This window comes from Thermophilibacter sp. ET337, from assembly GCF_024733715.1.
Classification (GTDB): domain Bacteria; phylum Actinomycetota; class Coriobacteriia; order Coriobacteriales; family Atopobiaceae; genus Thermophilibacter.
On record NZ_JANRHO010000008.1, the window covers coordinates 24,635 to 39,625 of the forward strand.

Here is a 14,991-nt window from a genome sequence, read left to right on the forward strand (position 1 = left end):
CTTCCCCGTCTCTTTACGAGAGGATCCTCATCTTGGCGAGCGCGCGGCTGAGCTCGAGGTAGCTCACGCCCGCGCCGGCAAGCGACGACAGGCAGATCGGCACCGGCATCCGGTCGCGCGCGGCGATGGGCCGCAGCACGCAGCCCTCAAACGGCGCCAGAAACTCCCCGCCCACGGCAAGGCTCAGCCCGCCGCGCTCGTGCAGGAACTCGCCATAGGACTCCCCGTCGACGATCTCCACGAGCTCCGAGGTCATTCCGCGCGCGGCGTAGGCGCGGCACACCGCGTCGTTGTAGTGGTCAAAGCCCGGGTAGAGCAGCACCGGGCAGGTATTGATGTCATCGAGCGTGAGCTCGGACTTTGCGGCGAGCGGGTTCTCCGCGGACATGACGACCATGGGGCTCATGACGCCCAGGCTCCCGCACACGATGCCCTCGCCCTGCAGCGGCCCGAGGGTGATGAGGGCCCAGAAGCGCCCGGAGCGCAGCTCGTCCACGCACGACTCGGCGGAGGTGAGCAGGACGTCCGTGGCGCAGCCCAGCGCCCGCGCGGTCACGGTCTTGATCAGCGAGCAGAACCGCTCGACCCCCGTGAACGCCGGGACGCAGAAGCCAATGACGAAGTGGCCCGCGGGCTCGCCCGCGCTGCGGGCTCGAACGTGCACGAAGCGCTCGAGCGCATCGAACTCGGCGAGCACCTTGTCCGCCCGCGCACCGAAGGCCTCCCCCAGCGGGGTGGGGTTCACCCCGGAGCTCGTGCGGATGAAGAGCGGCGCGCCGACCTCGCCCTCGAGCTCGGACATCGCCTTGGAGACCGCCTGGACCGACACCCCCTCGCATGCCGCCGCGGATGAGAAGCTGCCGGTGGAGAGTATGGCCGTGACATACCTGAGCTGCTTGATGTTCACGGACGATTCTCCTTTTTTCGGCGCGACGACACACGGACGGTTGTAAGTTTCTCACACGCGTCCCGCGGTCACACCCCGGTGGCCCCATCCTCAAGAGGTAGTTAAGGATGTGTTTCGACGCCGGGCACGGGGCGCGGCCGCAGAGAAGGGCATAACCACACCCCTCCCCCCGACAGCAGCCGCACGGTCGTGCGCTACACTCTCTAGGCAAGGGGGAGGACAAGAACATGGACATCAACCAGATCGCACAGATGGCAGGGGTCTCGCGCGCCACGGTGTCGCGCTACCTCAACGACGGCTACGTCAGCCAGGAGAAGCGCGTCGCCATCCGCCGCGTCATCGAGAAGACCGGCTACGTGCCGTCGCGCCAGGCCAAGACCCTGCGCACCGGCAAGACCAACGTCGTGGGCGTCATCATTCCCAAGATCAACTCCGCCTCCGTGAGCCGCATGGTCGCGGGCATCACGCTCGTGCTCAACGAGGCCGGGTACCAGGTCCTTCTCGCCAACACGGACAACGACGAGGCGCGCGAGGTCGAGTTCTTGCGCCTCTTTTCCGAGAAGAACCAGGTGGACGGCGTCATCCTCATCGCCACCGTCATCACCGACGAGCACCGCGAGGCCATCGCCGCCCTGCCCGTGCCGATCGTGGTGCTCGGCCAGAACGTCGACCTCTGCTCCTGCGTCTACCAGGACGACTACGAGGCCATGCGCGGGGTTGCCGCCGTCGCGCTGCGCGGCGCGGCGCGGCCCGCCTACATCGGCGTCTTCGAGGAGGACGTCGCCGTCGGCCACGAGCGGCGGCGCGGCTTTCTCGACGCGTGCGCCGAGGCCGGGATCGAGGTCCCCGAGCGCGCGATGCGCGTGGCGGAGTTCACGGTGGACTCCGGCTACGAGCAGGCCGAGGCGCTGCTCGAGGCGTATCCCGAGCTCGACGCCATCGTCTGCGCCACCGACGCCATCGCCTACGGCACGCTCGCCTGCCTGCGCGAGCACGGCCGCGCCGTCCCGGGCGACGTCATCGTGACGGGCATCGATGACGCCGAGATCTCCCAGATCGTCACGCCCACGCTGACCACGGCCCACCTCCACTACAAGACCTCCGGCGTCGAGACCGCCCGGATGCTCGTGGGCATCATAACCGGCGACGACTCCATCGGCCGCGAGCTCAAGATGGGCTTTGAGGTCGTGACGAGAAACTCCACGCGCTAGCGGCGGGCAACGGGCCCGCGCTCTTCTCGGCCATCCTCCCCTGGCTGCGTAACATGCATAGTTCCGTTAACTTTTATATATCCGCAGGTCGGAAATTGGCATTTCCGGAACTGTGCATGTTAACGCGCGTCCCCGCTTCCCAGCGCGGCGAGAAGGACCGCGCGCCAGCGCTCCGTGAGGCGCGGCAGCGACCACGCCGCGTTGGCCGGGCTCGTCGAGGGCAGGACCTCGGCCGGCATGCCCGTGACCGGCTCGAGCCAGCGGCGGTAGAGGTGCCCCGCGGTGGCGCCGTTGCACAGGACCGCCCCGATCGGCGCCGCGCCCGTGATGCGCGCGACGTCGGCGGGCACCACGTTGCGGATGGAGGCGTCGCTCGAGCCGCGCACGTCGCAGGACTCGATCACGTCCCAGAGCGCGACGCCGTGGCGCAGCAGCAGCGCGCGCTTGGCCGCAATGTCACCGTCCGCCGGCGCGCCCTCCCCCAGCACCGCCGCCATGACCTGCCAGAAACGGTTGCGCGGGTTGCCGTAGTAGAAGCTGTTCTCGCGCGAGAGCACCGAGGGAAACGAGCCCAGCACGAGCACGCGGCTGCGCTCGTCGAAGACCGGGTCGAACCCGTGGGATATGCGCTGGTAGTCTGCCATGGGGCCATGGTAGCGCGCTCGGCACCGGTTTGCTACCATCCGCCGAGACGTCCCTGCGCGCTCGGCGAGTTTTCCCTGCCGCACGCCCGTCCGCGCGCCTAAGGTTTATCGTGTCGGGAACTCGCCTCGCCCCCGAGAGGAACCCCCATGCACGAGCTACCTTGCGACATCACGGACCCCTTGGGGCTGCACGTGCAGCTCGCAGTGCTGCTTGCCAGCGAGGCGGGACGGTGGCGCAGCCGCGTGACGCTGGAGCACGCGGGACGCACCGTGGATGCCAAGCAGGTGCTCGAGCTCATGATGCTCGGCGTGCGTCCGGGCGAGCACGTCGTCGTGCGCGTGGACGGCGCCGACGAGTCCACCGCCTCGCGCGCGATCGGCGACATCCTCAAGACGTTCTAGGGCATCCCGCGAACGCCGCGGGCCCACCCGCCGAAGAGCCGCGCCCTAGCCCCTGACCCGGGCCTCGAAGCGCTTGTAGATCGCCCCGCCCGCAGCCGCGAGGGCCACCGCCACGACGACCGACGCCGCCGCCACCCCGTAGTCGCCGCTCCCGAAGGCGGAGGCCGCGACCGTCGAGGTCACGATCGAGGGGATGCGCCCGAGCGTGGTGATGGCGAGCACGGCCGGGAAGCGCATGCTCGTGAGGCCGGCGAAGTACGTGAGGAAGTCCTTGGGCGTGCCGGGGATGAGAAACACGACGAGCATCACGAGCTCGAGCTTGCGCGTGTCGTGCAGCCAGGCAAAGCGGTCGAGGTGGCTGCGGTCGAAGAAGAGTCCCACGAGCGACCAGCCCCAGCGCCGCACCGCCCAGTAGATGACGCTCGATGCCGCGGCGCTCGCCGCCATGCACACGAGCGTCCCCTCGACAAAGCCAAAGGCATAGCCGGCGGCGAGCTCCACGGGCTCCCCCGGGAGAAACGCGAGGGCGATCTGCAGGGCGTTGACGCCGCCGACCGCAAGACGCGACAGCACGGCGTGGTCCGCCACGAAGGCGCGCACGGCGGCCGGGTCGGACGCCCATGCGTAGACCTCGGGCATCCACCGCGCACAGCACACGGCGAGCACCGCGGCCACCGCCACGAGCGCCGCGATCACGCGGGCGCGACGGCGCGCGAGGCTTGTCTCGTCGTGGTTCTTCTCGCCCATGCGCCTCCCTTCGTCACAGCCATTGTGCCATGGCCCCCGGACAAAAACCCACGCGGCCGCGCGTGCTTGCCGGATGCTTACATCCTGGCGACGTGCGCCAGCAGCGCCAGCTCGAGGCCGCCCAGCACAAGCGAGAACGCAAGGCAGCACAGAAGGATCGTCCGCTCGGATACCGTCTTTGACATGACCGCCTCCCGTCGCCCCGTCCGCCCGGTGGCGGCGCGCTGCCGAGTCATGAGCGCGGCCGCCCCGGGATGGTGACATTGTCCCAGGGGCGGCCGGGCGGGGCCATCGATTGCGCTTACGACCAGGTGACGGTTTGGTAAGGTGGCTGGCCGCGGCGAGCGGGCGCGGGACAGGGGCTAGCCGCGGATGACGGAGAGCGCGACGCGGACGGCCTCGTCCTCGTCGTCGGTGACCATCACGAGGTCGGGGTCGAGCGGCGAGATGTTGCCCGCCGCCGTCACGGTGCCCTCGAGCCACTCCATGAGGCCGTTCCAGTACTCGGAGCCGAAGAGCACCACGGGCACGCGCGTGACCTTGTGGGTCTGCACGAGCGTCAGCAGCTCGAAGGCCTCGTCGAGCGTGCCGAAGCCGCCCGGGAAGATGATGGCGCCGCTCGAGTACTTGACGAACATCGTCTTGCGCACGAAGAAATAGCGGAAGGTCATGCCCAGGTTGACCCACTTGTTGATGCCCTGCTCGTGCGGGAGCTCGATGCCCAGACCCACGGACTTGCCGCCCGCCTTGGCCGCGCCGCTGTTGGCCGCCTCCATGATGCCGGGGCCGCCGCCGGTGATCACGGCGACGCCCGCCTCGGCGAGCTTGCGGCCCACGTGACGCGCGGCGCGATACATCGGGTCGGTGCGCGACGTGCGGGCCGACCCAAAGACGGTCACGGCCGGCCCCAGCTCCGCGAGCGCGCCAAAGCCGTCGACGAACTCCGCCTGAATGCGCAGGACGCGCCACGGGTCCATGTGCAGCCAGTCGGTGGAGTCCTCCGGGGCGAGGAGGTTGCCGGTCGTGGTGTTGTCCGGGATCATCGGCCCGCGCAGGATGACGGGACCGCGGTGGTAGGTCGTGCCGAGGGGCTCGTCGTGCGGGGCGGTGGGGTCGGGGTGCTTCTCGGGACGCTTCTCGTCTGCCATGGTGTCTCCTTCTGTCGGGCGCCCTACGTTACACGCCCGACGTCAGCTGCGGGTAAGCCGCGCCATAGCCATTGTGTACCCATTTGCGCACGCGCCTGTCGTGCGAGGGCCCGGCGGAGCCGCCCGCGGGAGTCCGCCTCTCGCAAGCGCCTACCCCAGGCCGAGCGCCATCCCCACGAGACGCACGACAAGCGCCACCACCCACGCCACGCCGCACTGCATGGCGACGACCGCCCACATCATGCGCGTGCCCAGCTCGCCCTTCACGGCGGAGACCGCCGCCACGCACGGGGTGTACAGCAGCGTGAACGTCAGGAACGCAAAGGCCGTGAGCGGCGAGAAGAGCGTCGCCAGCCCCGCCGTGGAGCCGCCCATGAGCACCGTGAGCGTGGCCACGACGTTCTCCTTGGCGCCAAAGCCCGCGACGAGCGCGGCGGCAGCCATCCAGTTGCCAAAGCCGAGCGGGGCAAAGAGCGGCGCCAGCAGCGTCCCCAGCGCGGCGAGCATGCTCTGGGACTGGTCGGCGACCACGTTGAGCCGCACGTCAAAGGTCTGGAGGAACCAGATCACCACGCTCGCCACGAAGATGATCGTGAACGCCTTGGTGGCAAAGCCCTTGGCCTTGTCCCAGGCGAGGCGCGCCACGGTGCGGGGCGCGGGCATGCGGTAGTTGGGGAGCTCCATCACAAACGGCACCGGATCGCCCTTGAAGGCCGTGCCCTTGAGCACGAGCGCCACGAGGATGCCCACCACGATGCCCATGACGTAGAGCCCGATCATCACGAGCGGGGCCGCCTCCGGGAAGAACGCCGCCGAGAAGAGCGCGTAGACCGGCACCTTGGCCGAGCAGCTCATGAACGGCGTGAGCATGACCGTCATCTTGCGGTCGTGCTCGGAGGGCAGGGTGCGCGTGGCCATGATGGCCGGCACCGAGCAGCCAAAGCCGATGAGCATGGGCACGAAGCTTCGGCCGGAGAGACCCAGGCGCCGCAGCAACTTGTCCATCACAAAGGCCACGCGCGCCATGTAGCCGGAGTCCTCGAGAATCGAGAGCAAGATGAAGAGCACCACGATGATCGGCAGGAAGGAGAGCACCGAGCCCACGCCGGCAAAGACGCCGTCAATCACGAGGGAGTGCACCACGGGGTTGAGCCCAAAGGCCGTGAGCGCGGCGTCGACCTGTGCCGTCACCCATTCGATGCCCAGGGCGAGGAGGTCGGAGAGCCGCTGGCCGATGACGTCGAACGTGAGCCAGAAGACGAGCGCCATGATGCCGACGAACACCGGGATGGCGGTGTACTTGCCCGTGAGCACGCGGTCGGCCGCGACCGAGCGCGCGTGCTCGCGGCTCTCGTGCGGCTTGACCACGCACTCGGCGCAGACGCCCTCGATGAACGAAAAGCGCATGTCCGCCAGCGCCGCCATGCGGTCGCGGCCGCTCTCCCCCTCCATCTGGCTGATGATGTGCTCCACGGCGTCGAGCTCGTTTTGGTCCAGCCCGAGCGCGCCCATGACGAGGGAGTCGCCCTCGATGAGCTTGGTCGCGGCAAAGCGCACCGGGAGGCCGGCCGCGGCGGCGTGGTCCTCGATGATGTGGCAGATGCCGTGGATGCAGCGGTGCAGGGCGCCATGGTCTGGCCCGTCCGCCGCGCAGAAGTCGACGCGCCCCGGGTGCTCGCGGAAGCGCGCCACGTGCAGCACGTGCTCCACGAGCTCGGAGATGCCCTCCTCGCGCGCGGCGGAGATGGGCACCACGGGGATGCCGAGCGCCGCCTCGAGGCGGTTCACGCTCACCGTGCCGCCGTTGGCCGTGAGCTCGTCCATCATGTTGAGGGCGAGCACCATCGGACGGTCGAGCTCCATGAGCTGCAGCGTCAGGTAGAGGTTGCGCTCGATGTTGGTGGCGTCCACGATGTCGATGATCGCGTCCGGCCCCTCCTCGAGGATGAAGCGGCGCGAGACCACCTCCTCGCTCGTGTACGGCGAGAGCGAGTAGATGCCGGGCAGGTCCGTGACCGTGACCTCGGGATGTCCCTTGACCTGGCCGTCCTTACGGTCGACGGTGACGCCCGGAAAGTTGCCCACGTGCTGGTTCGCTCCCGTGAGCGCGTTGAAGAGGGTGGTCTTGCCGCAGTTCTGGTTGCCCGCGAGGGCAAGGCTCAGCGGGCGTCCCTCGGGGATGGCCTTGCCCGCCGCGCGCGGCGCGTACCTCTCGCCGATGGCGGGGTGCGGGGAGGCCTCCAGGCGCTCGCGGGTTCGCGGGGCGTCGTGCATGTCGTGCACCTGGGTGAGCGCGATGTGGGCGGCGTCGTCGCGACGCAGGGTGAGCTCGTAGCCGCGCAGGCGGATCTCGAGCGGGTCGCCCATCGGGGCGCGCTTCATCAGCGTGACCTCGACGCCGGGCGTGAGCCCCATGTCGAGGATGTGCTGGCGCAGCGAGGGCTCGTCGCAGTCGACCGACGCGACTACCGCGTCCTTGCCAATCTCGAGCTCGTCAAGGTTCATGCAGGTGGCCCCTCCCAATCGTTCGTCCGGACGTCATTGTACCCGAGGAGCGGCGTGCGGCACCATGTACCGCAGGGCGCCGGTGAGTTCGAGCGACCCGCGCCGCATAGCGCAAACGGGCCCGGGAGTCCCGGGCCCGTCTGATGAGGGGGTGCTATGCCACAGGACGCAAGCCCGCACTAGTCGTGATAGCCGCCGCGATCCCACTTCTCGATGAACTCATCGAAGAAGTGCGGATCGGCCTGAGCCTCGGCGTCGGCCTTGTTGACGGCGTCGATCTTGGCCACCAGGGCGTCACGCTCGGGCGTGGACTCGTACTCGGCCTCGAGGAAGGCGAGCATGATATCGGCCATGAGGAACTCACCGGTGATCTTGCCGCCGAAGCCGACGACGTTGGCGTTGAGCTCGCGGCGGGCGTACAGGGCGCTCGTCATGTCACGGACCAGGGCGCAGCGGGCGCCGGGAACCTTGTTCACCGAGTTGGTGATGCCGATGCCGGTGCCGCAGAGCACGACGCCCAGGTCGGCCTCGCCGGAGGCCACGGCCTCTCCCACGGCCTTGCCGTAGATGGGGTAGTGGGTGCGGGTGTGGCTGAACGTGCCGCAGTCCAGCACCTCGTAGCCGGCCTCCTCGAGGCGGTCGTGCAGGTAGGTCTTCTCGTCGGTGACGATGTGGTCGCAGCCGAGGGCGACGATCTTCTTGGTCATTTCTTGTCCCCCTTAGGCCATCTTGTTGAGCATGTCGACGCGGATCTGATGACGGCCGGCGGCGTAGTCGGCCTTCAGGAACTCACGGGCGATCTTCTTGGCGACCTCGGGGCCGACGACGCCGGAGCCCATGCAGACCATGCGGGCGTTGTTGTGCTCGCGGGTCATGTAGGCGCTGCGCTCGTCGGAGATGTTGGCGGCAACCATACCCTTCACGCGGGTGGCGGCGAGGTAGCTGCCCACGCCGTACTCGTCGAAGCAAAGACCCTGGGAACCCTCGTTCTCAAGCAGGTCCGCGGCGACCGCGCAGGCGGAGTCCACGAAGTCCGCGGCAGGGGTCTCGGACAGGTCCACGACCTCGTGGCCGTCCTCTATCAGCGTCTCCTTGACGAGTTCCTTGAGCGGCATGCCAGCCGCGTCAGAACCGATAACAACCCTCATGTTGCCCTCCTCCTTTTCCCATGACGCTCACGTTGCGCGTCATTGTGCCTATTCACATTATTCAACATAATCGAACACTTTCAATCATGCAAGAACTATTTCGAACTCACGTAATCTTCGAGGATATTCGTTCGAATCTTGCACTATCTACCGTTTACCGGCCTATTCATACCATCTATCCATCTCCATTCGTATAGCAAAGTGTTTACTTTTGTTGCTATGCTAGGCTGCGTTGTGCCCGGATGCTCTACGCATCTTTAATATCCACCAAAATGAGCACGTGCTCATTTAGAAAGGAGGAGCCTCGTGGCATCTAAAGAAGAAATCTCGATGATCGGTTTTGAAATCATCGCTTACGCGGGGGACGCCCAGACCGACCTGCTCACCGCATGCGAGAAGGCCAGCTCCGGTGACATCGCCGGGGCGCGCGAACTCCACGCCTCGGCGAAGCAGGCGCTCATCGACGCCCACAATGTCCAAACCCGGCTGCTTTCCCAAGAGGCGGGCGGCTGCGAAATGGACGTCACCTTCATCATGGTCCACGCCCAGGACACCCTCATGACCACCATGATGCTCGAGAAGCAGACCCGCTTCACCATAGACGCCTATGAGCGAATCGCCTCGCTCGAGGCGAAGCTCGCCTAGGCGGGCGCCAAGGTCCTATCGCCCCGGCACGGTCACACACGCTCACCCTGGGCTCGCGGCGAATCAAAACACTCCGAGCATCGCCCCAGGGTATGCGAGTCCGAGCGCGCTACGGTCTCACCGCGACCGTGGCGCGCTCGACTATTGCACCCGGAAGACGCACCGCCTCGACGCGCTCCTCCCCCGACATCTGGGCGAAGAAGTGGTCGAACGTCCTCTTTCCCCGCTCGCGCAGGTCAAATCGAACCGTGGTCAACGTGTTGTGCGGCACCACGCCTTGCAGGGAGTCGTCCACACCCACGACGCTCACGTCCTCGGGCACCCGACGCCCATGAGCCCTCAGGGCGGTCATCGCCCCCATCGCCATCTGGTCGTTGCCGACGTACAGCGCTGTCATGTCCTTGTCCTGCGCAAGCTTGACGCCAAGCTCATAACCGCTGTCCGCCGTCCAATCGCCGCGCAGGGGCTCGAGCCGCTCAAGCCCGGCATCGTCGAGGGCGTCGGCCCAGCCGCGCAGGCGGAAGTCGGCCGTGATCGAGCCCTCGGGTCCAGCGAGGTGCCTGATGTGCGCATGGCCGCGCTCCCGCAGATAGTCGACGACCATGCGCGAGCAGCCGTACTGATCGGAGTCTATCGTCGTGCAACGAGGATGCTCCTTCATCGAGATGATGATCGTGGGCAGGCCGGGCACGGGCTTGAACTCGTCGAAGTCCTCCACCGCGCGGTTGGTGTTGAAGATCATGCCGTCAACGGGAAGCTCCGCCAGGCGGCGCGCGACGTTGCGAAGGCGCACCGGCCCTCCCTCGTCGAACTCGACGAGCGTCACCGCGTAGCCGCAATCGCGCGCCGCGGAGACGATGCCGTCGAGAGTCGCCACGTTGCCGGCGCGGGTGATGTCGAACATGCACAGGCCTATGCAGCCGTACTTCCCGCCGCGCAGGGACCTGCCGGCGAAGCTTGGGTAGAAGCCGAGCTCATCCATGGCGTCCTCGACGCGCTTGCGTGTCTCCTCGACGACGCACGCCTGATTGTTCACCACGCGCGAGACCGTCTGGCGCGAGACGCCCGCCAAGCGCGCGACGTCCGCCATCGACACCGCGCGGGTTCCGCGCCGGCCCGCCGCCGCACCCGTCTCTCCTGCTACCGACCGCCCCACTCGGGCACCCCCCCCTCGACTTGTTCAAGATGCACTGGCCCACTCTATCATCATCGCCGCCGAGCGGCCAACGCCGCTCACGGACGATTTCACGCCCTTCACAGGCCGCCTCACGGCGGCTCGGTCGATTTCGCATGCCGTATGTTAACGTGCTCATTGTAGTTATGGGCACGTGCTCATTACGGGATCGCATCCGGGCAACAGGCCCGTCATGCAGCCGCCGCCCACCGCAGACACCTGTTTTCAGCTGGCTATTGACATCTGCGGAACAACCTGCCATGTGAACGGAGGATCCATGGAAAAACTCATCGCGCTCATCGAGAAGGGAAAGCCCTTCTTCAACGCCATCGCGCGCAACAAGTACCTCAAGGCGATTCGCGACGGCTTCATCTCCGTCATGCCCATCATCATCGTGTCGAGCGTCTTCCTGCTCGTCAGCGCCGTCCCCAACGTCTGGGGCTTCTACTGGCCCGCAGAGATCAACGACGTGCTCATGAAGGCCTACAACTACTCGATGGGCATCGTCGGCATCTGCGCAGCGGCCACCACGGCCAAGCACTTCTGCGATGCGCAAAACCGCGACCTGCCCAAGAACAACCAGATCAACTTCATCTCGGTCATGATCGCATCGCTCATCGGTTTTCTGCTGCTCTCCAGCGACGCCATCAGCTTCACGGATAACGGGGTCTCCATCTCCGGCCTCGCCAACGGCTACATGGGATCCAAGGGCCTGCTAACCGCCTTTATCTGCGCGTTCGCCACCGGCATCATCTACAAGTTCTTTATCAAGCGCAACATCACCATCAGGATGCCCGAACAGGTGCCGCCCAATATCTCCCAGACCTTCAAGGACATCATCCCCTTTGGCGTCTGCCTGGTCTTCTTCTGGGGCTTTGACTTTGCATTCCGCAACATCTTTGGCTTCTGTTTCGCCCAAGGCGTTATCCAGGTGTTCCAGCCGCTCTTCTCCGCGGCAGACGGCTATGTTGGCCTCGCCATCATCTACGGCGCCATGTCTCTCTTCTGGTTTGTAGGCGTCCACGGCCCCTCCATCATCGAGCCCGCAATCTCCGCCGCCCTCATCTCCAACCTCGAGCTCAACATGGCCATGTACCAGGCCGGCGAGCACGCAACCGCCGTCCTCACCAAACCGCTTCAGGATTTCGTCGTCGCCATGGGCGGCACTGGTGCCACGTTGGTGATCTGCTTCATGTTCGCCTTCCTCGCCAAGTCCAAAGAGATGCGCGCCGTGGGCCGTGCCTCAGCCGTACCGGTTTGCTTTGGCGTCAACGAACCGTTCCTCTTCGGCGCGCCCATGGTCTTGAACCCCATCTTCTTCATCCCCTTCATCTTCGCGCCCATCGCCAATATCTGGATCACCAAGTTCTTCATCGACGTCTTGGGTATGAACGGCTTCATGTTCAGCCTTCCCTGGACCACCCCCGCACCCGTTGGCATCGCCATGGGCCTGGGACTTCAGCCCCTTGCGTTCCTGCTCATCCCCGCCCTGCTGATTGTCGATTTCCTCATCTATTTCCCCTTCTTCAAGGTATACGACCGCGAGAAGTGCGCTGAAGAAGCCGAGGCCGATCAGGCTGAGGTCGCCCAGCGCGCCGCCCATAAGCAGGCTGCCATGAACGCCGCATTCCAGGGCAAGGCCGACACCGCAAGCGTCGCCACCGGTGCCGTCGCCAAGGCCGCTGCGAGCATGGCAGCAGAGAAAAAGCGTGCCGCCGGCCAGTCTATGGACGAAGAATCTGCGGGCAACGCCACCCCCGCTGCATCTGATAACGCCGTTGCCAGCGCCTCGTCCAGCACCATCGCCGCTGCGAGCGACCCCTATGCAGCGCTCAACGGTCGTCGCGTCCTTGTCCTGTGCCAGGGAGGCGGAACCTCCGGCCTGCTCGCCAACGCGCTGGCCAAAGCTGCCCGCGAGCACGGCATCGACCTTGAGACCGCAGCGGACGCTTACGGCAGCCATCTGGACATCATGCCGGACTTTGACCTTGTTATCCTGGCGCCCCAGGCAGCGTCCTACTTCGACGACCTCAAGGCCGACGGCGAGCGTATGGGCGTTGCCTGCTGCGTCACCCGCGGCAAGCAGTACATCGACCTCACCCGCGACGGCGAGGCATCGCTGGCATTTGTAGCCCAGCAGTTGGGCCTCTAGATCCCTGCACGTGCGACGGCGCGCTCGAATAGAGCCCCCCATTTCCGCGGTCCGGGGGCAGCACGCTCTACCGTCTTCTCCCGGACCGCCCCTAACCCCTTCAGCCCTAACAGCCCTTCAAACAAGATTGGATTCGCCATGAGCCACATGTCCCCCGCCGATACCTCCCAGCGCTTTCCCGACAGCTTTGTTTTTGGCGGCGCCACCGCCGCGTACCAAGTGGAGGGCGCCTGCCAAAGCCACGGCAAAGGCAAGGTCGCTTGGGACGACTACCTCGCCGAGCAGGGGCGTTTCTCACCCGAGCCCGCCTGCGATTTCTACAACCGCTACGACTCCGACCTTGAGCTGTGCGAGCGCTTTGGCATGAACGGCATCCGCGTGTCGATCGCCTGGAGCCGCATCTTCCCCGAGGGCGGCACCGGTCCGGTCAACGAAGAGGGCGTCCGGTTCTACCACGACCTCTTCGCCAGCTGCCGAGCCCACGGCGTCGAGCCCTACGTGACCCTCCATCACTTCGACTCCCCCGCCGCGCTCTATGCCGACGGCGACTTCCTCAACCCCGCCACCATCGACGCCTTCGAAGCCTACGCGCGCTATTGCTTTGAGGAGTTCCCCGAGGTCGCGAACTGGTTCACCTTCAACGAGATAGCGGCGGCGACCATCAATCGCTATGTCGAGGGCACCTGGCCCCTGGGAAAGAAGGTCTGCCTGCACGAGTGCCTCCAGGCCCAGCACAACATGATGCTCGCCCACGCGCGGGCGGTGCTCGCCTTCGAGGAGTGCGGCCATCCGGGCAAGATCGGCGTCATCCACGCACTCGAGTACAAGTATCCCTACGACCCCCGCAGCGCCGCGGATATCGAAGCCGCAGCCAACGACGACGTGCTGCAGAACCGCCTGCTGCTCGACGCCACCTTCCGCGGCGACTACGCGCCCGACACGCTCGCCCGCATCGAGGCGCTGTGCGCCGTGAGCGGCGGTACGTTCCGCGCCCCCGAGGGCGACCTCGCCATCATGCGGCGCGCCGCCCAGCTCAACGACTGCATGGGCATCAACTACTACCAGAGCCGCTTCCTCAAGGCCTATGACGGCGAAAACGACCTGCATCACAACGGCACGGGTGACAAGGGCACCGGCCGCTGGCGCGTTGCCGGCGTGGGCGAGCGCGCGCTGCGCCCCGGCATCCCCACCACGGATTGGGACTGGATCATCTACCCCAAGGGGCTCTTCGACCTCTTGATGGACATCTCCCTGCGCTACCCCAACTACAAGGAGCTCCTCGTCACCGAGAACGGCATGGGGCGCAAGGACGAGCTCGTGGACGGCGTGGTCGATGACTCCGAGCGCATCTCCTATGTCGAGGACCACCTGCGCTGGATCCTCAAGGCCGTTGAATGCGGCGTGAACGTCACCGGTTACTTCATGTGGAGCCTGCAAGACCAGTTCTCCTGGACCAACGGCTACAACAAGCGCTACGGGTTCTTCTACGTCGACTTCGAGACGCAGAAGCGCACGCCGAAGGCGAGCGCCTACTGGTTCAAGCGCATAGCCCAGACGGGACGACTGGCATAAAAAAAAACGCGCCGCCGAGAATCACCCTCTCGGCGGCGCACGCCGTTGGAATCAGCGGTATCAAGCGCGAGAAGCCCTACTTGAGGGCGTCCTCGAGCACTTTCTCCGCGCGGGCCTGGTGCTCCTTGGCTCGCACCTCGTCCTCGCGGTTCTCGTACTGGATCGCCAGCAACTGGCACAGGCGGAGCTCCTCGGCCTGCCGGGCGCCCTTCAAAGCGCCCTCCATCTCATCCACGCATGCCGAAGACCCGCACAGGAAAATGTCGTACGTCTCGCGACTGCCCTTGGCCAGGGCCTCCGAGCCGCTCACCTCTATGCGCCTGAGCATGTCGTGGGCCGCCTTCTTGTCCTCCACCTCGACATAGAAGCTGAACGCGCGGATCGCGAGGGCGAGCTCCTGCTTCTTGTTCATGCGCAGGGGCAGCATCCGCTCGATCACGCGGGTGGAATTCTCGTTGTCGCCGAGCGCGAGGTACGCGTTAAGGCTCATGTACAGGCGGTTGTACTCCGAGTACAGGGCCTTCGTGATTGGCTGGTCGAGCAGCGCCAAGCACGCATCGAAATCCCGCTCGCCCAGGTTATGCTCCAGGCGGGCGAACGTCGTGCGCTTCTTCACCTCGACGAAGATGAGCGCCGCGCCGGACACGATGAGACTGATCATGCCGATCGTCTTCATATCCATGATGCCCCCAACGCCCCGCCCCGCGAACCGAAAGGGGCGGGGCAACATGCCCCT

14 protein-coding genes are annotated in these 14,991 nt (G+C 66.2%); 5 read left to right on the forward strand and 9 right to left on the reverse strand.

What is annotated here, in order from left to right; all coding sequences use genetic code 11:
• Positions 1–13: 13 nt before the first annotated feature.
• Complete coding sequence (locus tag NW198_RS07780) at positions 14–907, reverse strand: LysR family transcriptional regulator (RefSeq protein ID WP_258340662.1); 894 nt, start codon at positions 905–907, stop codon at positions 14–16.
• 227 nt (positions 908–1,134) lie between these two features.
• Here NW198_RS07780 and NW198_RS07785 point away from each other — a divergent pair, with 227 nt between their 5' ends.
• Positions 1,135–2,118, forward strand: a complete 984-nt coding sequence (locus tag NW198_RS07785) for a LacI family DNA-binding transcriptional regulator (protein WP_258340663.1) — start codon at positions 1,135–1,137, stop codon at positions 2,116–2,118.
• A 119-nt stretch (positions 2,119–2,237) separates the two neighbouring features.
• Here the strand turns inward: NW198_RS07785 and NW198_RS07790 are convergent, their stop codons facing one another.
• A complete protein-coding gene (locus tag NW198_RS07790; protein ID WP_258340664.1) occupies positions 2,238–2,762 on the reverse strand; it encodes a DNA-deoxyinosine glycosylase in 525 nt (174 codons plus the stop codon).
• Positions 2,763–2,909: 147 nt separating this feature from the next.
• On the opposite strand from NW198_RS07790, the gene NW198_RS07795 reads away from it, so the two are divergent.
• Positions 2,910–3,164, forward strand: coding sequence for an HPr family phosphocarrier protein (locus tag NW198_RS07795; RefSeq protein ID WP_087314024.1), 255 nt, complete (start codon positions 2,910–2,912; stop codon positions 3,162–3,164).
• Between the two features lie 45 nt (positions 3,165–3,209).
• On the opposite strand, the gene NW198_RS07800 is transcribed toward NW198_RS07795, so the two are convergent.
• The 5 genes from NW198_RS07800 to lacA form a co-directional block, all read right to left on the reverse strand.
• Positions 3,210–3,911 (reverse strand): TVP38/TMEM64 family protein, encoded by a 702-nt coding sequence (locus NW198_RS07800; protein WP_087314022.1) that lies wholly within the window; start codon positions 3,909–3,911, stop codon positions 3,210–3,212.
• Between the two features lie 362 nt (positions 3,912–4,273).
• On the reverse strand, positions 4,274–5,059 hold the full coding sequence (locus NW198_RS07805) for a TIGR00730 family Rossman fold protein (protein WP_258340666.1): 786 nt from the start codon (positions 5,057–5,059) through the stop codon (positions 4,274–4,276).
• Positions 5,060–5,209: 150 nt separating this feature from the next.
• Complete coding sequence (gene feoB, locus NW198_RS07810; protein WP_258340667.1) at positions 5,210–7,564, reverse strand: ferrous iron transport protein B; 2,355 nt, start codon at positions 7,562–7,564, stop codon at positions 5,210–5,212.
• 179 nt (positions 7,565–7,743) lie between these two features.
• Positions 7,744–8,271: a galactose-6-phosphate isomerase subunit LacB gene (gene lacB, locus NW198_RS07815; protein WP_204571338.1), complete on the reverse strand. Its 528-nt coding sequence runs from the start codon at positions 8,269–8,271 to the stop codon at positions 7,744–7,746.
• Between the two features lie 12 nt (positions 8,272–8,283).
• Entirely contained in the window at positions 8,284–8,712 is a 429-nt protein-coding gene (gene lacA, locus NW198_RS07820; protein ID WP_204571337.1) for a galactose-6-phosphate isomerase subunit LacA, read from the reverse strand.
• Between the two features lie 306 nt (positions 8,713–9,018).
• Between lacA and NW198_RS07825 the strand changes: the two genes are divergently transcribed.
• The gene (locus NW198_RS07825) at positions 9,019–9,357 is read left to right on the forward strand and encodes a PTS lactose/cellobiose transporter subunit IIA (RefSeq protein WP_087217116.1); all 339 of its coding nucleotides are present in this window, start codon (positions 9,019–9,021) and stop codon (positions 9,355–9,357) included.
• Positions 9,358–9,466: 109 nt separating this feature from the next.
• On the opposite strand, the gene NW198_RS07830 is transcribed toward NW198_RS07825, so the two are convergent.
• Positions 9,467–10,513, reverse strand: coding sequence for a LacI family DNA-binding transcriptional regulator (locus NW198_RS07830; RefSeq protein ID WP_309147706.1), 1,047 nt, complete (start codon positions 10,511–10,513; stop codon positions 9,467–9,469).
• A 295-nt stretch (positions 10,514–10,808) separates the two neighbouring features.
• Between NW198_RS07830 and NW198_RS07835 the strand changes: the two genes are divergently transcribed.
• Both NW198_RS07835 and lacG read left to right on the forward strand, forming a co-directional pair.
• Entirely contained in the window at positions 10,809–12,683 is a 1,875-nt protein-coding gene (locus tag NW198_RS07835) for a lactose/cellobiose PTS transporter subunit IIB (RefSeq protein ID WP_258340669.1), read from the forward strand.
• A 138-nt stretch (positions 12,684–12,821) separates the two neighbouring features.
• Positions 12,822–14,255, forward strand: coding sequence for a 6-phospho-beta-galactosidase (gene lacG, locus NW198_RS07840; RefSeq protein ID WP_258340670.1), 1,434 nt, complete (start codon positions 12,822–12,824; stop codon positions 14,253–14,255).
• A gap of 76 nt (positions 14,256–14,331) precedes the next feature.
• On the opposite strand, the gene NW198_RS07845 is transcribed toward lacG, so the two are convergent.
• Positions 14,332–14,937 (reverse strand): hypothetical protein, encoded by a 606-nt coding sequence (locus tag NW198_RS07845; protein ID WP_258340671.1) that lies wholly within the window; start codon positions 14,935–14,937, stop codon positions 14,332–14,334.
• Positions 14,938–14,991 lie beyond the last annotated feature (54 nt).